Genomic DNA, 20,470 nt, shown 5'->3' on the forward strand with positions numbered 1-20,470 from the left:
AAGGGCATCCATCTGTCTTTTGAACAACTCATCAAACATAAAATTCTATTATGGCACATAATTATATGAAATACGGTGCTTTAGCTGCATTGCTCATCGCCAGCATCAACATGCAGGCAGCACAGGAAGGAACAACCCGTTATACTATCCTTACCCAAAGCCCGGAGCAGCACATCCAGCACTTCGGTGCCAGCGATGCATGGAGTATGCAGTTTCTCGGTCTATGGTCAGAGAAACAGCAGGAGCAGATTGCCGACTGGCTCTTCTCTACCGAGAATGATGCCTTGGGCAAGCCTAAAGGCATCGGCTTGTCCATCTGGCGATTCAATCTGGGAGCCGGAAGCGAGGAACAGGGAGAGGCTTCGCAGATTCAGCCGGGCACAAGAACCCAATGCTTTCTCAATGCTGACGGCACCTACGACTGGAGCAAACAGGCTGGACAGCGCAAGTTTCTCAAGCTCGCCAAGCAGAGAGGTGTGCCTTATTTCCTCGCCTTCTGCAACTCAGCACCCGTGTTCTATACCAAGAACGGACTCGCAACCAACACAGGGCGCGGCGGCACCATCAATCTGAAGGATGATTGCTACGGCAAATTCGGAAAGTTCATCGCCACATCTCTCAAAGGCATCGAAGAGCACGATGGCATCCACTTCAACTACATCAGCCCTATCAACGAGCCGGATGGACATTGGAACTGGACAGGACCGAAGCAGGAAGGAACCCCAGCTACCAACCGTGAGTTTGCCAAGGTGGCAAAGGAGGTAAGCAAAGCATTGGTAAAAAACAAGCTCAACACCGAGATTCTCATCAATGAGTCGAGCGACTATCGCTGCCTGCTTGGCACCCACATGGCCGACTGGCAGCGAGGTTACGAAATCAACTCCTTCTTCACCAAGGACAGTACGCAGACCTATCTGGGCAAGACCAAGCAACTCCCCCCTCTCATCGGTGCTCACAGCTACTGGACCAATACCCCAATTCCATACATGAGAGAAATCAGAATGAAGATTAGGGAAGCATGTAAGCAGAAGAACATCAAGTTCTGGCAAACAGAACTCTGCATCATGGGCAACGACGAGGAGATTGGTGGCGGAACTCCTTACGACTTCTCGATGAAGACAGCCCTCTATGTGGCTCGTGTCATCCATCACGACCTGGTATATGCCAATGCCGAGAGCTGGAGCTGGTGGCGTTCTGCAGGCGGTGACTACCGCGATGGACTCATCCGCATCTACAGCAAGGATGGATGGAAGAGCGGCTGGGCAGTAGATTCCAAGTTGATGTGGGCACTCGGCAACTATTCCCGCTTTATCCGTCCTGGTGCCCAGCGCTTCGATATCGCTACAACTTCTGCCGACGGAAAGCAGATAGAGGAAGGCTACAACGACCCTTACGGTGTAATGTGTTCTGCCTATCAGAATGCAGATGGCAAATGGGTGATTGTGGCAATCAACTATTCTGAGGATGTGAAGCCTGTCAACTTCCAACTCGATAATCAGGAGCAGAAAAGCTGGCAGATGTATCGTACCAGCGACATCTCTGCCGAGAGTTTAGCGCCTGTTGGAAGTTGCGATGGAACCACTCAGTTGGCTCCACGAAGCATTACGACTTTTATGCAAAAATGATTGAAATAGTCCCTTTTTAACGAAAAATCCCTTTTATTGAACGATTTTTATCCTTCATAAAGGAGATTTTCCGTTATCTTTGCAAATGTTTTATCAAGAATACTAAAAAAATAAGTATAATGACAGTAACAACTTCAATCAAGACATTAGCCTTTGCCTCGCTATTGGCACTGGCACCGGCTCAGATGATGGCTGCACAGAAAGGTGGCACCTTCACTACCGGCGACAAGACATTCCTTCTCAATGGCAAACCTTTCGTGGTTAAGGCTGCCGAGTTGCACTACCCTCGTATTCCTCGTGCCTACTGGGAGCATCGCATCAAGATGTGCAAGGCTCTTGGCATGAATACCGTCTGCCTCTATGTGTTCTGGAATATCCATGAGCAGGAGGAAGGCAAATTCGACTTCACAGGCAACAACGATGTGGCTGCTTTCTGCCGCCTCGCCCAGAAGAACGGCATGTATGTCATCGTTCGCCCGGGTCCATACGTTTGTGCTGAATGGGAAATGGGCGGTCTGCCTTGGTGGCTCCTCAAGAAGAAGGACATCCGGCTTCGTGAGCAGGACCCTTACTTCATGCAGCGTGTAGAAATATTCGAGAAGGAAGTAGGCAAGCAGCTGGCTCCACTCACTATCCAGAATGGTGGCCCTATCATCATGGTTCAGGTGGAGAATGAATATGGTTCTTACGGAAAGGACAAGCCATACGTAAGTGCTATCCGTGACATCGTTCGCAAGAGTGGCTTCGACAAGGTGAGCCTCTTCCAGTGCGACTGGTCATCCAACTTCCTAAACAATGGTCTCGATGACCTTACCTGGACCATGAACTTCGGTACAGGTGCCAACATCGACCAGCAGTTTAAGCGTCTCGGCGAGGTTCGTCCTAACGCCCCAAAGATGTGCTCAGAGTTCTGGAGCGGCTGGTTCGACAAGTGGGGAGCACGCCACGAAACCCGTCCTGCCAAGGATATGGTAGAAGGAATGGACGAGATGCTGAGCAAAGGCATCAGCTTCTCTCTCTATATGACCCACGGCGGAACCAGCTTCGGCCATTGGGCAGGTGCCAACTCTCCAGGTTTCCAGCCAGACGTAACCAGCTACGATTACGATGCCCCTATCAACGAATGGGGATTGGCTACTCCTAAGTTCTACGAACTGCAGAAGATGATGGCGAAATACAACGACGGCAAGAAGTTGCCAGCCGTGCCTAAGGCTCCGATGCAGATCATCAAGGTGCCAGAATTCAAGTTTACCGAATACAAGCCATTGAGCTATGGTATCGGAAAGGCGAAGGAAACCCATGCTCCTCAATGCTTCGAGGATATGGACATGGGATGGGGCACCATGGTTTACGAGACTACCGTTCCAGCCATCGAAAGTACATCAACCCTGACCGGCGAGTTCCACGACTTTGCCCAGGTATATGTGAACGGAAAATATGTTGGCAAGATAGACCGTGTGAAGAACGAGAAATCACTCGAATTGCCAGCCATGCCACAGGGTGCTCAGCTCACCATCGTGGTAGAAGGTATGGGAAGAATCAACTTCGGTCGTGCCATCAAAGACTACAAGGGTATCATCGGCAACGTAACCCTCACTACTCAGAAGGAGAATTGCGAACTTGCCCTCACCCCTACCCGATGGAACAACAGCAGCATCGCTGATGATTACCAGACGGCAGTGAAGGCACTCGCCATGCCAACCAACAAGATGCGTGGTCTTCAGACCAAGGCAGGTTACTACCGTGGCTACTTCAACATCAAGAAGGTGGGCGACACCTTTATTAATATGGAGGCATTCGGCAAGGGTCAGGTTTACGTAAACGGTCATGCCCTCGGCCGCTTCTGGCAGATTGGTCCTCAGCAGACCCTCTATCTCCCGGGTTGCTGGTTGAAGAAGGGCAAGAACGAGGTGATTGTTCTCGACGTTGTAGGTCCTAAGGGTGAAGCAGGCAAGCCAGGTTCTACCGTGGTTCCTACCGCCTTCTGCCAGGATCATCCAGAGCTTGACAAGCTGAATCTCGAAAAGAGCAACAAGCACAACGAGCCTGGTCATCGCATGGATCTCAATTCAGAGACTCCTGTATTGAAGGGCGAGTTCAAGGCTGGTAACGGCTGGCAGACCATCAAGCTCGACAAGCCTGTAACCGGTCGCTACTTCGCCATCCAGGCAGAGAGCAGCCAGAGCGGCGACAGCCAGATTGCCATCGCCGAGTTTTATCTCCAGGATGCACAGGGCAACCGCATCGACCGCAACAACTGGGTGGCTTACTACGCAGACAGCGAGAAGGGTAACTCAACTCTCGACAAGATGTTTGACTTGCAGGAGAGCACTTACTGGCAGACCGAGAAGGGTGCCAACTTCCCACACCTCGGCATCGTGGATATGGGCAAGGAAGTTACCATCTCTGCCTTCGAGTACTTGCCACGTGCCGAGCAGGGTGCTCCAGGCAGCGTGAAGGCATTCAAGCTCTATGTAAAGAAATAAATGAAAAGAGGGAGACGGAAAGTCTTCCTCTTTTTTTTAGTATGCTCGGCATGAGCTTATTCTAATGGGTGCAAGTCCCTAACAAGCCCTAATAGCGGGAATTGTATAGCCAATAGCAAAGGTGTCCACTGCGAGGTGGAATCTGAAAGAAACTGGCGGCAAACATCTGACCTTACGTACAGAAACTTCATATAAGGCATTTGACCATGGATGAGATTGCTAAACAAATCAAAGTCCTATAGCTATTCGGAATGGTTGGTGTAAATGAAGTGGGTATAAGATGGAAAGAATAAGCCCTTATCCGAGGAGGTCTCACGGACATGACGATTAGTTGCCTTTACGAAAGTCATGGAGTAAAGCTTGCTGTGAGAAGTCAGCAGATGCCATAGTAGTGCAATAGTCGATAACGTTGCACGAAGGGCTGAACCTAACAATTAAACGATAGTATTTGAAACATACCTTATGAAGGAAAGAATGCAGAAAACATTGGCAGAAGTCAAGGGCTGCCACAGAAGGATAGGACGGAATCCGAAGGATATGTGGGAGTGCAGACCTTCATGTGGATATGTGAAGACAACATCGTGGAAGTACCATTCGACAAGGAACACCTTTTCGAGCAAATCCTTAGTCCTGCAAATCTCAACCGAGCCTACAAGGCTGTTGTGAGAAACAAAGGCTGTGGTGGTATCGACAAGATGTCGTGCGAGCAACTGCTCCCATGGCTCTTGACCAATAAGGATGAACTCATCCGTTCCTTGATGGACGGTTCTTACCGTCCGAACCCAGTGAAAAGGGTAGAAATACCCAAGGACAATGGCAAGATGCGCCTGTTGGGAATACCTACAGTAGTAGACCGTCTGGTGCAACAAGCCATCAACCAAGTACTGACTCCCATCTATGAGACCCAATTCTCCAAGACGAGCTACGGCTTCCGACCGAGAAGAGGATGCCATGACGCACTACGAGGAGCGCAAAGGATAATCAACGAAGGCTACATATATGTAGTAGACCTTGACCTTGAACGCTTCTTCGACACGGTGAGCCATAGCAAACTCATAGAAATCCTAAGCCGTACGATAAAAGACGGCAGAGTGGTCAGTCTTATACACAAATATCTCCGAAGTGGTGTAATGAACAAAGGCTTGTTTGAAGCGAGCGAGGAAGGAACTCCCCAAGGAGGACCGCTAAGTCCGTTGTTGAGTAACATCATGCTCAACGAATTGGATAAAGAACTCGAACGTAGAGGACTACCCTTTGTACGCTACGCCGATGACTCGATGATATTCTGCAAGTCCAAGAGGGCTGCAATGCGAGTAAAGGAGAGCATAACCCGATTTATAGAAAATGCTCTATATCTCAAAGTCAACAAGGAAAAGACCGTAGTGTCGTATGTGCGCGGAGTGAAATACCTCGGCTACTCCTTTTATGTGATGAAAGGCAAATGCCAACTCACGGTGCATCCAAAGTCCAAAGCCAAGATGAAGTCAAGATTGAAAGAACTGACAAGTCGCAGCAATGGTTGGGGATGTGCCAAGAGAAAGCAAAAGCTGAAAGAATACATAAGAGGATGGGTCGGTTATTATCATCTTGCCAATATGAAGCGTCTTTTACTTGAAACAGACGAATGGCTAAGGCGTAGAATCCGCATGTGTATATGGAAAGCTTGGAAGAAACCCAAGACAAAAGTGGCAAACCTCATTAAATGTGGTATCAATAAATACCAAGCATACGAATGGGGTAATACTCGCAAGGGCTATTGGCGTATAGCAGACAGCTACATACTGCATAAAGCTATAACAAATGAGCATCTATGTAGGGCAGGGTATGCTACTTTAATGGATGCGTATCTCGAATGGTATCCAAAATAGGAACCGCCGTATGCGGAACCGCACGTACGGTGGTGTGAGAGGTCGGAAAACGAAAGTAGGAAGAAAACTGCTTCGTTTTCCTCCTACTCGATTTTTGTTTTTTTATACATTATTATTCTACAATACTGCGTTAAATTAACATTTAATCGTCTGTAAATCAATAACTTATATTAAAAAATGCTTATGAAAACTTAACTATAAAAAGTTGGTCAAGTCGCTGATTTTCAGTAACTTTGCAAATCACGACAAACGCAAAATTATATGAATACAGGACTTGACCAATATATGGATATCTTTAAAGATGCAGTTGAAGATTCGGCTGCAAAGTTAACAAAAAGTTTCGAGAAAATACTCATCGAGGTGATAATTTTGTTCATGGTAATACCAAGAAAGATAAATTTCACCCAAATGGGGAGGTATGGCTCGCATGTTGAGCAAACCTATCGCAACGTATTCGGCTTAAAAAAGTCGAAAAGCATTGACTGGCTCAAACTTAATGTATCACTTGCCAAGCGCTTCTTTGGTAAACAGGGAAGATGGGCTATTGCCATTGATCCCAGCTACATCAGCAAAGCTGGTAAGAAAACTCCACATATCGGTCGTTTTTGGTCGGGATGTGCACAGTCTGTTAAACATGGTCTCGAAATCATGGGTATTGGCCTCATTGATATTGATACCAAAGACTGCATGATGTTAAGAGCCCACCAGTCGCTAAGTAATAAAGAACTGAGTCTTAGAAACAAGACTATGGTAGATTTCTATATCAGCGTCATTAAGCGTTACCGCAAGGAACTTCTTAAACTCTCAACCCTCATAGTTGCAGATGCTTACTTCTCTACAAATACATTTGTTAATGGGATAAAGAAAGAAGGGTTCTCTTTGATAAGCCGCTTTCGTGACAATGCTTGTCTCTTTTATGTCTATGCTGGTCCACGTACTGGAAAACGTGGTCGCCCCAAGACCAAGGATGGCAAGATTGATATGAAGAATCTTGACCTCACTCGAATGGAGAAGATGGAGATGAAAGATATAGAAGGAACAGCTTATACTTTGATTGCCTATTCCAAGGCACTCAGGTGTAAAGTTAGACTTGTCATCTGGCAGATGCCGAATGGCAAGAAGAAACTATTCTTCTCTACAGACACCTCACTTTCGGGTGAAGAGGTACTTCTTTATTATAGAACCAGGTTCCAGATCGAATTTTGCTTTCGTGACGCCAAAGGCTATACTGGTCTTATGGACTGCCAGGCTCGCGATAAGTGGAAACTCGATTTTGCTTTCAATGCTTCCTTCACATCACTAAATGTTGCCAAGGTAACTATGAAGGAGATGGGAATGGAATATTCTATGTCTTCATTCAAGTCACTGATGACCAACATTTATCTGGTGAAACGAATTGTTAAAGCAAGTGGGTACACCCCGAACCGAAATTTAATTAGCAAGATTTTCAAAGATCTCTCGTGCTTACAGCGTATAGCTGCTTAGCACATTATTGAATTATTAACGAACTATTGATATTATAAAGGTATAACCAAAAAGCAAGAATAAAATGGCAAATAAAATGTCTTTATGTATTATCAAATACACCTATACTCGATATGTAGGGGTGGATATCGAAAAATATACTCGGGGACTATTCGAGTATGTGAAGGAAGCGTTTGGAGAGTTTCGACCACAAATGTCAGAGCCTGGAACTATACCTGATATGCCAGACTATCTGGACATCGTGCTCTGCAAAAAGGACGGAAGCATCTTCTACGAAATGGATATCCAAAGACGTGCCATCAACATCCCACTCGACTTTCAGCTGGAAGGACTGGTCATGGAAATCGATATCACCAACTGTGATGGTACAAAATACAAGAAGACACACCAATTCTTAAAATAACCATCCCATGACATAGGAAGAATTCAAGCAATTGGCTGAGCATCCACAGCATCGGGATGTTTCTGCCATCTTCAAGCTCGAAGTTTTAGAAACAGAAGAGCTGGAGGAGAAAAAGCGTTCACATTATCCGAAATATAAGGTGAACACCTATTGTCCGCAAGCCTTCACCACAACCTTGGAGGAGGCTGAGAGACTGATGCACCAGGATGTCCTTTACCGCAAAAAGATGAAGGAGGAAGACGACTATCCGCTGGATACCTTCTGCTATTATATCTCGGAGATTCCGCTGGGACTGTTGCACTACGACCGCGAATGTCTTTCTGAAAGAGTGTATGACGGTGAGGGAAAACTGATCGAATACCACGACCATGTTCCGTCGCTGTATGTCTTAGCCCCTCACTATCATGTGCCGCTCTATCTTCAGAGACGATTCAAGGGTTATCTGGAAAAGGCTGAGAAAAAGCAGAAAGAAGAGGAGGAGAAAGACAGGATTGTCCGCCAGGCTCACGATTGCAGTTTCAGCAACAAGGAACAGATTGAGAAGTCTGAAAAGTGCGGCTGTTTCTTCTGCGGCGAAATCTTCTCGCCATCCGAAATCACGGATTACCTCCCTGATGAGCCGCCTACAGCCGAATGTCCCTTCTGCCATACCAACTCCGTAATAGGTGAAGTCTCCGGCTTCCCTATCACCAAGGATTTCTTGAAGAAAATGAAGAAGAGATGGTTCTAGGCGATTTTTCAACGTTTTTCACCGACCTGCCCCCTATCTCATGGGGGCAGTATCAGTTTTGAAAACGGACATTAAAATACCATTTATCCAAAGAGATCATTCATCCTTACCTCACTATTCACCAATCCACTATGCATATTCTGCTTCACCCCATAAGTCGTGATGAAAGTATGCAGCAATGCCTTCTTCGTCTTGGTCGCCACAGAGAAGGAAGACATCCTGTCACGCAGCCGCTGCTCATAGCTGGCATCTATCACAAACTCATCCTTGGCATATTTCATCTCACAGATATTGATAGCTCCATCAGCACGGTCTATCAGCATATCTATCTGACCTCCTCGCCATTCTGCACCAGTAGAATCTACAAAAGGACGGCAGGACCAGGAATAAACATTCGCCAAAACACCAGAAATACCCAATGCCTTCTTGATCTGTGGGATATGATGTAGGCATACCTGTTCGAAAGCATAACCGCTCCAGGCTGTTCTACTTCCCGAATTGCGCATGTTACTCCAGAAGTTCTTATCCTGCCCACTGTTATTTGCCACAAAACGGGTATAGAACAATGAGTATAAGTCAGTTAACTGATATAGGGCATCCCTTTCACTCTTTCCTATGGTAGCATATTTCCTGATAAAATCGCATTTCTTCAGATTCTCCAGGATTTCTGATAACTGTCCACCGCCTTTCAGTTTCAACTCATCCATCAATTCCTTACGGGTCATCCCCTTCATTTTTTCAGAAAGCACCTCTACTATCTTGCGATAATGCTTGGAGTCATTAAAGAGGGAACGGAAGAGGAATTCGAATTCTCCACGTAATGGCGAATCCTGCGAGAAAAACAGTCTGTCGATGCACACATCTAACGGCACACCACGCTCCAGCATATCAAGATAATAAGGAATACCACCCAATATCATATACACATCCAATACCTGCTGGCGGGTAAGAGCAAGGCCTTTCAATTCGTTTAAGAACAGCTCTGTCTCGCCCAGAGAGAATGGAGCCAGATAGATCTGCCGGGTAACGCGACCATACAATCCGCCCTTATCGCCTATAAACTTAGCCAACATCCACGTGGTGGAAGAACCACAGACGATAAGTTTCAGTTGAGGGATCATAGAAGCCCATGAATTCCAGAAATAACTGAAAGCTGCGATAAAATTGCTTTTGGGCGTATCCATCCAAGGCAACTCATCAAAGAACAGAACAATCGGTTCCTGCAGAGATAAGCCCGACAGATATTCACGCAAAGCAGCAAAAGCCTCAAACCAGGTTTTCAGCTTGGGCACGGTCTGCTTAGCATACTGCGCCAACGCCATCCGAAACTGCTCCAGCTGTACCGCACGGCTCACTTCATACATACCAATAAAGGAAAAAGCAAACTGGTCGTTGAACATTTTTCGAACCAGAAAAGTCTTTCCTACGCGCCTACGACCATAGACAGCTATCAGTTCTGCCTTGTTGCTTTTACAACGTTCCAGAATGAGTTTCTGCTCATATTCACGTCCTATTATTCCGTTTGCATCCATAACTTTCTGATTTTATTTCATTTATACTAAATTTTATCGGTGCAAAGATAAACAAAAAAAATGAAATCTGCAAGGATAGTACCGCCCTAACTATCTTTTTTAACATAGTTAGGGCGCACCTATAAACGATAACACCGCCCTAACTACCTATTTTTATATAGTTAGGGCGGTGCTATCAGAAAAGAAGTAGGATGGAAGACTGGTCCACCCTGCTATTTTTATTAGAATACCTTTACAAAACGGTCGATATCGATAGAAAGGCCTACCGTGAAGGTGCGACCGGTGGTCCTCGCCGAACTCCAATAATAGTTCTTTGGCGTATAACCGAAAAGATTATCTACCGTAAAGTTCAGATTGACGGCATCCAGGAATCGCTGTTGAAGCGTGAACTTCCACAACTGATAACTGCTGTCATGCTTCTTGATGTTCGTATCAGGAGCAGACAGGTATCTGCCTGACAGAGCGGCATTGATGCGATAGAACGAACAGAGCTGACGATCGTAGTCGAGACGCCAGGTTGCTGAATGCGGACGAGGCTGGGAGAACTGGGAATCTACGCTTCTGCCACCCACATGGAGATAGCTGTAGTCGAGTTTCACACCGAGTCCCATATCCGAACGGTACTGGGCACTGAAGTCGATGCCGCTCACCTCGACTCCATCCTCGTTGCAATAACGCGAAGCCACATCCGGCTGACCGGTTCCCGGGGTATAATCGGCATAATCCTCGGTAGTGATGCGCTTATCATACTTATTATAATAGCCCATCAGGGTAAGACTATACTGACCGGTAAAGAAGCCAGCATTCTTCACCCTTCCGGTATGCTCCAGCGCCAGGTTGTAGTTGTTGCTCTTCTCCGGCTTCAGATCCGGATTACCGTAAATCATCTGCATACCTGCCATATCAAAGTTCATATACATCTCCTTGAGCGTTGGGGCACGGAATCCGCCGGCATAGTTGGCACGGATGGAGAAGCCCTTCCACTTGGTCATCAGAGCCAGACGACCGGTAGTAGCATGCTGGCTAGATGCGGAGAAGTAATCATGACGAAGACTTGCCACGATGTTCAACCACTGCAAAGGATTGTAATCGAACTGGGCGAAGGCATCACATGAATTCTGATTCTTTGATTCATTATCCTCAAACTGATAGGTGGTAAGATAATCGTTCAGGAAATCTGCACCTACCGTCAATGTATTCTTGCCGAAGATATGGGAATAGAGGGCACGGACGGTGTTCTGACGGTTGGTATAATCGTGGTCGTGAGTACGCTCATCATTCACATATCGAGCCTTGTCATACTGGTCGAAGCCGTAAGAAATCTCCAGATTATCATTCTCCGAAAGATTCATCACGGTCTTCAGTCCGGCAGAATAATCCATGTAATGATCATCATAGTTGCTGCGCTTGCTGATACGATTGAAATAACCGCCACGACCTATCAGTTTTATCTTATCAGAAAGCTTGTAGGTAAGACGCTCCTTCACATTGAAGGTCTCTCCACCATAGATATGGAGGATGTTGGATTCTGTATCGAAAGGACTGGTGAGCTGAACCTCATCCGATGTGGTGCGCTGGATGCTGGTCTGCGAATTCCACTTTCCGGCATTGAAGCTGAAGCTTCCACCGTGACGCCACTCCTTGTTGAAGTCGTTGTAGCGGGTGTTGACATTGGCAGTCCAAGGTTCGTTGTTTTCACGTGAGATGATGTTGATGACTCCGGCTACGGCATTGGCGCCATAGAGCGCCGAAGCAGCCCCCTTTACTATCTCGATACGTCCTACATTATCCAAGTTCAGACGACTATAATCTACATTATCCATGGTTTCACCAGCCAATCGCTCGCCATCTACAAGGAAGAGCACGGCATTTCCGCCGAAACCATTCATATTGAGCGAAGTCTCCTGATTCATGGCATAGCCGAATTCCAGACCCGGCATCTGCTCGGTGAGGAGGTCCTGGATATTGGTAGCATCAGCTATCTTGATATCATTGGCGGTAATCAGACGGGTTACCACAGGAGCATCCTTCAGCGCCTTCGGAGTTCGGGTAGCGGTAACCACCACCTGATCGAGGGCTGTAGCATCCGGTTGAAGGCGAAGCACATGCTGCTCACCTTTTCTCTCATCCGCTTTCAGTACGAAGGTCTGAGTCTGATAGCCCACAAAGCTCACCTTCACTCTCACCGCTCCATCCTTGCTGTAAGGAATGCGGAAATATCCGTCTTCATCAGTTGTTACCCCACCCTTGGCATTCACCATCTGGACGGTAGCACCCACCAAAGGTGCGCCCGAATCATCAAGCACCCTACCCACGACATCGCCCTGGGTTTCGGCTTTCAGATTCAGGCACAATCCGCAAAGGATCAGGAATAGTGCGAATATCTTTTGTTTCATCGAATTATATCAAAGTTTATCCTGAAACAATCCTTTTATTTTGTACAAACAAACTTAGCAATCATCGGCATAGGCATCTTGCCATACTGCACAGAATAGTTGACGGTTAGGGTGTTGTCCCTTAATGTACCCTGCAAAGTAACGGTATAGTTTTTCTCAGCACCATTTACGGTAATAGTACCGGCATAGCTTTCCTGAGAGAAAGCATAAGCACCGTTAGAACCTGAAACCTTCACAGCAGGTACCTCCAGAGCAGGAAGAGCCATCATGCCCTCGCCACAAGCTGGCAATGTAACCTTGACTGTAGCATCATCAACAGCCTCAATCTTCATGGTAAGGTTATCGTATGTAGAAGCCGTGCCCATTACAGTCATATCCAAACTTCCGGTATAGGTACCCGCAATTTCCTTTGCCGCAGCTACTGCTACAGGATCATCATCACTGCTGCAAGAGCTGAATGCTACACACATAGAAACCAAAGCCAACATCATGGCCATCATTGTCTTAAACTTTTTCATTTTTCTTTATTTTTCTTTTAGTTACAATATTATTTATTCAAGTTCAGAAGTTAAAGAAGTTAAAGGAGTTATCGCTCCCTACGGTCGCAGAGGAGTTAAGACAATAGTCTTTTTGGCGTAGTTTTTAAGCAGCAAGACATACGTCTTAACTCCTTAACTTCTTTAACTCCTTTAACTTCCTGATATACGGAAATTCAATTATTTATCTTCCGGAACATAGATGATTTCGCCATTCTCCAACTGGTAAGCAATGCCTACCTTCTTTCCCCTGTTGCCAGACTTCTTACTCTGGTCTTCTGAAGGGGTATAGCGATTGATTTTCTGTCCATCCTTGGTAATGATTTCCATATTCTCCTTGCCAGGGTTCTTCACCATCGTGAAGTTATCCTTGCTGAACATTTCCGTCATATTATAGCGCGAAACGAGGGCTACCATCAGGGCGAGGGCAAACACCATCGCCACATCAAAGAGGTTGCTCACTACGCTCATCGGATCATCATCCTCGCCATCATGCGCAAGCCTATTTCTGCGTCTCTGTCTCATAAATTATATATCTTTACTTTTTTACCTTTAAAAGCCTTTTTACTTTTCCTCCAAAAGGTCTGCCATAAACTCGAGGTTGCTCATATCCTCAGTGTACCAGCGGTTCTTGGTCTGCTTGGTTACGAAACCGATGGCAGCAGAGAACAATCCCACTACGGTGGTAGCGAAAGCCACCTGCATATTGTAAGCCATCGAAGCAATATCGCCGGTAGAAAGACCTACCAGGGCAGGACCCATCGGAATCAAGGTACCCATCAAACCGAGCATCGGACCCATCTTCAAAAGTGTAGAAGGAAGAGAAAGATCCTTCTCAACAAACTGGGTATACTGGTCGAGGATGCGGTTTACCTGCGCCTTGCTCTGACGGTTGTCCACGAGTTTCTTCATATAGGAAACGATGACAGCCTGCTTGTTCTTCGGCAAGCGATCGCCCAAGGTATCGATGTTATCGAGTGTCAGGGTGTTCATCTGTTCACGAATCTCCGCACCCGACTTGCGCTTTACAAGATACTGTCCGAAGAAACCTCCGAGGAGCAGCAAGGCTCTGAGGAAGAAGAAAATCAACAAAATAATCACAGGAACCAGCATGCCTGTGGAAATCCAAAACAATACGTCTGATATGTAAGTCATCTTTATTTTATAATGTTAAGTGTTGAATGTTAAATGTTAAGTTGGGGCTTGCGCCTTTATAACTTTTGGGATAAGCGCTGCATCTTGATGCGATAGCAGCCCCATCCGATAGCCATTCCTACGATGACGATGGCGATGACGCCAAGAAGTGAGAGGGCATCGAAACTGTTGAATCCTGCCACGGCTGTCCTGCCATTCACCGTACCGATAATGCCCATCAATCCGAGCAGCACCTCTACCAGGAAAAGCAGTTCCAAGCGGATTGGTCGCTCCGGCAAGAGCCATCTCAAACCGTAGGTGAATACCGGCGTCAAGACCAGCAGCACTACGGCAAGCACCCATGCCACTACCTGGAACGATACGCCAGGAAGCAGGAAGATGGTCATCACCAAAACGCTGAAAAGCACTGGGAAAACCAGCAAACCCGGGAAATACTTCAGGAAGATGAAGAACACCCATTTGCGGCGGCTCACATGTTCCGAAGTCTTCAGATCTACGTGGTGCACACAGAAAAGCATCGTGAGTGCCACGTCGATACTCAGCAGCACCGCCATATCGAGCATCAGCTTCTGGTCGGCTATCCAGGCCGCAATCTGCGTCTTCGACTGCTCGATGGCGAATGGCCAGGTCATTCCCACGAAGAAGGCTACGAGCACCGAGATGATCATAATCTCCTTCACTCCGTAGAAGGTCTGCTTCAGCACAAAACTGAAGCAAACCAATATCATCATTACAAAAACTAATGTCTCCACTTTTTTTCAATGTTAAGTGTTGAATGTTAAGTGTTAAATTATTCTTCACTGTTAAGTGTTGAATTATTCTTCACTCATCATTTTGCGACGACGTCGCAAATATACGGCGAGCACAACGAATGCTACGATGACGATGACACCTACAACGATACCGCTCACCACAGTGGTGGTCTTCTGAGCTTCCTCATTCAGCGTCTCCTTCTTCATTACCATACCCTTGTCGCTGCTGTTCTTCGCAGCCTCAGCATCGCGGATCTGCTCTACATTCTGCTGATATTCCTTGGCAGAAGCAGCATCGGTCTTGCTGGCGATATAGTTGCGCAGCTTGGCATTGTCGCAGACAAAACCGGAGCATGAAGGCTTATACTTGTTCACGGTCTCGGTATGGAGCTTGGCGATGTCCTTGAGCTGCTGAGGAGTAGCCTTCCACATTCCCTTGCGGGCACTCTCCATCATCACGGCGGTCATCTCCATCAGAGCAGCCGGATTCTGCTTGTCGAAGAACTCCTTGGTGCCGAGATTGTACTTGTCCTTGACATATACATTATAGATCTCGTCCCACATCTCCTTGTCGATTGCCTTTGGCTTCATCACATTCCAGCCGTAGGTATTGGTTACGATTTCGGCGAATGTGCTGGCACTGCTGGCTCCACCCTTCATCTTCTCCTTGATATAGGCAGGATTGAAGATGGTGGTTCTGCCCTCGATACCGATAGCCTCCTTCACCTCCTGCATTCTCATATTGCTATGGTTGCGATAGTCGGCGAGATAAGCATCCGGATCCTTACCGGTTACGTTGCGGACTGCGAGGTTCATACCTCCCATGAATTCATATACGTGGTCGAGACTCAAAGCACCCCAAGTGTTGCTCTGTCGTGGCTGAACTACCACATCAGTACGGGTCAGCGCTGCCTCGAAAGCAGCCTTGCGAACGGTCTCCCAGTTCTTCTCATCACCGTAGTAGGCACCCATATTGTTCATATAGACCTCGGCAATCTGACTCTCCTTATCCCAGCGGTCGCCTGCGGTTACCATCTCCTGGATACCGGTACCATAGTTGCCGTTTACGCCACCAAAGACACGATACATACTTACCTCGCGGGCCTCCTTTGGCGACATGCCCTTCTCTACGAGCACTCTTTCGGATTCGGTAACACCGGCTTTCACTAGGTTATCATACTTATCACCCTTGGCATTTGCCGCCATCTCTATCGCCTTGTTGATGAGGAAGAGACGGGATGCTGCCAGGTCGCGGAGCTGACCGGAAGTCTGAACCACGACATCGATGCGAGGACGGCCCAACTGCTTGGATGGGATGAGACGCAGATCGGTAACACGACCGAAAGCATCTCTTACCGGTTCTACACCGAGCATATAGAGAATCTGAGCGATGGTAGCACCCTCCGTTTCGATAAACTCGCTACTCCAGAGCGTATAGCTCACCTTACGAGGATATTCACCCTTATGTCGCTCGCAATACATCTTGATGGTATTGTCGCAAAGTTCCTTCGCCTTCTCCCAGGCATCCTCCGAAGGCGTATTCTCCACATTGATTGAGAAGAGGTTTCTACCGGTAGGCAGAGTGTTCGGATTCACAATCAGATCACCACCAGGAGATGGAGCAGTAAAGCCGCCATTCAGGGCATTCATCAGAGAAGACATCTCGTTGAGCGGACTCTGACGGAGCGCCTCCGAATACTTGCCCACATTCTGCAAGGCATGCTCTACGGTAGTAATCGCCTGAGCCAGATGAATCTGCTGACGGGTATATTTAGGTGCTTTCGACATCATCATACCCTTATCTTTAGAAGATTTCTGAGATGCTTTGCCTTTGCCGGCTTTCGACATCTTCGCCTTCTTCAAATCCTCCTGATACCATTTCTGTCCCTTCTTGATGGCTTCCATCATCTTGTCAGGGAAGCGACCGGTCTGCTCCATCTTCTCAAAAGCCTCACGACTCATCTGCGGAATCTTCTTCTTATGAGAAACCTTGGCAGCACGGAGTTCGCTTACCGTACGGTGGTCTACCCTCTTCGGCTTCGCCTCCTTCGCTCCACCCATCTGATCTGCCATCTGCATCATCATCTGGATAGGATCCGGAGCTGCCTGCATCGCCTCTACCTTACGGGCCATCTGGAGTTCGGCAGGAGTGATTCCAACATAACGGCAGATGTATTCATCAGAAACCGAGGCTGAACCCAGAAGCTGGGTCACAGTGTTGCGTGCCTTGCTCAGATAGAGACGGTCGAAAAGCTGCTTGTGCTTCTCCACACCCTCCTGGGCACGACCTTTCAACTTATCTACTGCCAACATTCCGTAGGCAATAGGATCTGTAGCCATCGCATAGACACTGGTGCGGACATCATCAGTATCGTATGGCACACCCAGAGTATAGAGCTTGCCGGTAATCTTCTCGTTTGCCAACTCTTCCTCAAAGTTCTCTACTCTCGCGATTTCATCTGCAGAATAAGGCTTGTTCATCTGCTTGGCATCGAGACCCAGTTCTCGGGCGATTCCCATCTTCACGGTCAGCGCCTTCACCTTGAGCGACTGTTCGGCAGATGCCTTCTTTTCGTAAGACTGGATGGCATCACTCAACTGCTTATAAGTCTGTCGCAATTCGCTCTCCTTGAAAGGAGGGGTGAGATAGCTCTGGGTCTGGGCATAGGTGCGGCGCTTGGCAATCATCGCCTCGCCCACATTGCCGATGGTATATATATAAAGATGTGGAACCACACCAATCAATCGGTCACTCCAGTCGTTGCTGTCGAGTGCCACCTGCTTTCTCGGGGTATATTCCAGCGAACCGTGGGTTCCGAAATGGATGAGAGCATCAGCACTGAAACCATAACGTGCCCAGAGATAAGAGGCAACATAAGTGTAAGGAGGTGCCTGGTCGGTGCCATGCACAATCTTGAAGGAGTCGCCTCCCACGCCTGCCATCACCTGTGGAAGCAGAGCCACATTACCGAACTGCAGTCTTGCCACCGCCAACTTACCGTCATCGGTAGCCATATATTTGCCTGGGAAGGAACCATAGAGCTGATTCATCTCCTTGATCATCTTCTTAGACAAAGCCTTCTGGGTCCATCCGGCAAACTGCTGGGCGGTAACCAGGGCAGGATGTCCCGACTGGAGGAATTGGGTATAGGCTCCCTCGGCATAGGTTCCGAAGACGGCACCCTGAGCCTGGATCATCTTTGCCAGTTCCTGAGGATTGGCTGGCAACTTGCCTACATTGTATCCCTCATTCTTCAAGCGAACCAGGAGATTGTAGAGCGATGGAACCACTTCCATTCCCGAAGCGGTGAGTGCATTCTGACCGGGACCCTTGAAGTAGAAGATGGCGATGCGCTTGCTGCTGTTCTTCTTGTTCTTCAGATTCACATAACCCTGCACGCTCTCCACGAAACTCTCCATTCTGTCTGGGATGCCGTAAACCTCCTGCAAGCCCTCCTTGTTGATGCGCTGTCCGAAAACCACGTATGGACGGATGGCACCATCAATCTCCGGAGTCACGATGCTCTGCGACATGAAACCGCCATTCATTCCCTGCTTGTCGTTCTCCCAATCGGTGGTCAAGCGGTTGATATTAAGAGGTGAGAACAATGGAATATTCTTCTGCTTCAGGAACTCAACGAAGTAATCGCCCAGTCTGCCATGCGCCATATTCACTACGGCATTCGCCTGAATACTGTCAGCATGATGACCGGCAATAAAGCTCTGCAGCTGGTTGATGCGATACACCATGAATCCCTTCTTCTCGAAAGCTTTTTCCATATCAGGAGCCGCACCCATAAAACCGGTGAGCAAGATGGTAGGAGCACCTTTCTTATATAATCCGTTCTTCGCCAGGAAGGCATTGTACTCACGGATGCTGTTGAAACCCAGCTCATCGCCTTTTTCATCCTTCGGGTCGAAATGAGTCAGGAGATAGTTTGGTCGCTCATCCACACGTTCCGGTTCTGGAGCCATGAACTTCTTTCCGTCTATAAACTTACGGATGTAAGCGAGCATACTGTGATAATTCTTCTTGCTGCCGTTCTCGATGTACTGCATCAGATAATCTGCATCGAAGTTATCTACCGATACGATATTGTTGGCTGGGTTGGTAGCAGCATGAGTCAGGGTCGGCACCTTATAGGAAGCCTCTTCCAACTGCTTGCGCTGGTTCTCGTCAATTCGGAGTCCCATACCATTCACGATAATCATATCGTAATCATCCAGATGATCGAAATCATCGGTCGTGATCTCACTCAGTTTAATCATCGCATTGTCGTTGGCATGCGAAATCTGTCCCAGCGCAATAGCCTGATAGTTGAGGAAAGCGATGCGGGTAGTACCCACCCAGGCAGAGTAAGCCTTCGCCAAACCTCCCAGAACGATCACAGCCAATAAGGCCAGGAAGATGTGTTTCTTTTTAATCTTTCTGATTTTTCCTAATCCTTTTTTCATATCTATTCCTTTTTTCGGGCTGCAAAGGTAAGGCTTACTTACCAAAGAAGAGATTCAGACGGTCGTTGCCAACCGGCTGGATGATATAATCAATGTTCTGACGCTCTAATCTAGTTATGGCAAAAGACTCATATTTCTTGTTGAAGGTGTAGAGCACCAGGCGGCGCACGCCCTTCTTATATTCATATATATGATTCATCAGAACCTTCAAATCTACTGGTGTTGCGATTTCCTGCTGCATACTATCCGAATTAATCAAGTTTAAAATCAAGAATCAGAGAATTCCATCATTCTCTAATTCTTGAAAGATACATTTTTAGAAATAATTATAACGCTGGCTTGATGGCCTCGAGCCAGGCATCGATGCGCTCCTCTGTCTTGTCGTCCTCGTTCACCTCGTCGAGTGCGAGTCCCAGGAACTTATCGCCATCAATCGCCTCACTGTCATCATAGGTGTATCCATCCGTAGAAACACCAGGCAATACGGTAGCACCAGCCTCAACGGCAGCATCGTAGAGTTCCTTCATGCCGCCACAGAATGTATCAGGGTAAGACTCGCTGTCGCCACAACCAAACAGGGCCACAGTCTTGCCAGCCAAACCGGCACTCTTCAATGTCTTCACGCCATCATACCAGTCATCCTGCATCTCGCCGGCACCCCAGGTAGAAGTACCGAGAAGAAGATTCTCATGACTTGTGATAGTAGCGTCATCGATGTTAGCTACATCTACAGCTTCCACGCCCAACTTAGAGGCGATGGTTTCGGCAATCGACTGGCATGAGCCAGTGGAAGAGCCATAAATTACGATTGTTGTTTTCATTTGTCTATCTTACTTTTAGTTACATTTATTTTCGGGTGCAAAGATACATCCTTTTCCCGCAATCTGCAATACCTAAAAATGATGGTTTCGCAGAAATACCTAAATATGGGGATAGATAAAAAGTTTTAGGACGATTTATCCTAAAACTTCTCTAATTTCAAAAGTTTTAGGACGATTCATCCTAAAACTTTCTTAAATATTCTACTTTTAGGATGATTTATCCTAA

General features: G+C 47.3%; 13 protein-coding genes and 2 pseudogenes. 6 read left to right on the forward strand and 9 right to left on the reverse strand.

Features of this window, described 5'->3' with window-relative positions; translation table 11 throughout:
• The first annotated feature begins 65 nt into the window (after positions 1 to 65).
• The 6 genes and pseudogenes from NQ544_RS09815 to NQ544_RS09840 all read left to right on the forward strand — a co-directional run bounded on the left by NQ544_RS09815 (position 66) and on the right by NQ544_RS09840 (position 8,597).
• A complete protein-coding gene (locus NQ544_RS09815) occupies positions 66 to 1,625 on the forward strand; it encodes a glycoside hydrolase (protein ID WP_040553909.1) in 1,560 nt (519 codons plus the stop codon).
• Positions 1,626 to 1,744: 119 nt separating this feature from the next.
• Entirely contained in the window at positions 1,745 to 4,111 is a 2,367-nt protein-coding gene (locus NQ544_RS09820) for a beta-galactosidase (protein WP_006849439.1), read from the forward strand.
• Between the two features lie 462 nt (positions 4,112 to 4,573).
• A pseudogene (ltrA, locus tag NQ544_RS09825) lies at positions 4,574 to 5,979 on the forward strand (group II intron reverse transcriptase/maturase).
• 261 nt (positions 5,980 to 6,240) lie between these two features.
• Positions 6,241 to 7,464, forward strand: coding sequence for a transposase (locus NQ544_RS09830; RefSeq protein ID WP_006849430.1), 1,224 nt, complete (start codon positions 6,241 to 6,243; stop codon positions 7,462 to 7,464).
• A 64-nt stretch (positions 7,465 to 7,528) separates the two neighbouring features.
• A complete protein-coding gene (locus tag NQ544_RS09835; protein ID WP_006849431.1) occupies positions 7,529 to 7,867 on the forward strand; it encodes a hypothetical protein in 339 nt (112 codons plus the stop codon).
• Between the two features lie 31 nt (positions 7,868 to 7,898).
• Positions 7,899 to 8,597, forward strand: a complete 699-nt coding sequence (locus NQ544_RS09840) for a hypothetical protein (protein WP_006849432.1) — start codon at positions 7,899 to 7,901, stop codon at positions 8,595 to 8,597.
• A gap of 83 nt (positions 8,598 to 8,680) precedes the next feature.
• Here the strand turns inward: NQ544_RS09840 and NQ544_RS09845 are convergent, their stop codons facing one another.
• From NQ544_RS09845 to fldA, 9 genes and pseudogenes are all read right to left on the reverse strand, one after another.
• The gene (locus NQ544_RS09845; RefSeq protein ID WP_006848390.1) at positions 8,681 to 10,129 is read right to left on the reverse strand and encodes an AAA family ATPase; all 1,449 of its coding nucleotides are present in this window, start codon (positions 10,127 to 10,129) and stop codon (positions 8,681 to 8,683) included.
• A 221-nt stretch (positions 10,130 to 10,350) separates the two neighbouring features.
• Positions 10,351 to 12,525 carry a TonB-dependent receptor gene (locus tag NQ544_RS09850; RefSeq protein ID WP_006848391.1) on the reverse strand — a complete coding sequence of 725 codons (2,175 nt, stop codon included), beginning with the start codon at positions 12,523 to 12,525 and terminating at the stop codon, positions 10,351 to 10,353.
• 35 nt (positions 12,526 to 12,560) lie between these two features.
• Positions 12,561 to 13,043: a calycin-like domain-containing protein gene (locus tag NQ544_RS09855; protein ID WP_006848392.1), complete on the reverse strand. Its 483-nt coding sequence runs from the start codon at positions 13,041 to 13,043 to the stop codon at positions 12,561 to 12,563.
• A gap of 198 nt (positions 13,044 to 13,241) precedes the next feature.
• Complete coding sequence (locus tag NQ544_RS09860; RefSeq protein WP_006848394.1) at positions 13,242 to 13,586, reverse strand: DUF2149 domain-containing protein; 345 nt, start codon at positions 13,584 to 13,586, stop codon at positions 13,242 to 13,244.
• Positions 13,587 to 13,625: 39 nt separating this feature from the next.
• Complete coding sequence (locus tag NQ544_RS09865) at positions 13,626 to 14,216, reverse strand: MotA/TolQ/ExbB proton channel family protein (protein WP_006848395.1); 591 nt, start codon at positions 14,214 to 14,216, stop codon at positions 13,626 to 13,628.
• Positions 14,217 to 14,272: 56 nt separating this feature from the next.
• Complete coding sequence (locus NQ544_RS09870) at positions 14,273 to 14,968, reverse strand: hypothetical protein (protein WP_040553446.1); 696 nt, start codon at positions 14,966 to 14,968, stop codon at positions 14,273 to 14,275.
• Positions 14,969 to 15,031: 63 nt separating this feature from the next.
• Positions 15,032 to 19,393, reverse strand: a complete 4,362-nt coding sequence (locus tag NQ544_RS09875) for a cobaltochelatase subunit CobN (protein ID WP_040553474.1) — start codon at positions 19,391 to 19,393, stop codon at positions 15,032 to 15,034.
• A 67-nt stretch (positions 19,394 to 19,460) separates the two neighbouring features.
• Positions 19,461 to 19,664: pseudogene (locus NQ544_RS09880) on the reverse strand (DUF2023 family protein); the annotation flags it as partial.
• Between the two features lie 85 nt (positions 19,665 to 19,749).
• Complete coding sequence (gene fldA, locus NQ544_RS09885; protein WP_006848399.1) at positions 19,750 to 20,244, reverse strand: flavodoxin FldA; 495 nt, start codon at positions 20,242 to 20,244, stop codon at positions 19,750 to 19,752.
• Positions 20,245 to 20,470: the final 226 nt, after the last annotated feature.

This window comes from Segatella copri DSM 18205, from assembly GCF_025151535.1.
Taxonomy (GTDB): Bacteria; Bacteroidota; Bacteroidia; order Bacteroidales; family Bacteroidaceae; genus Prevotella; species Prevotella copri.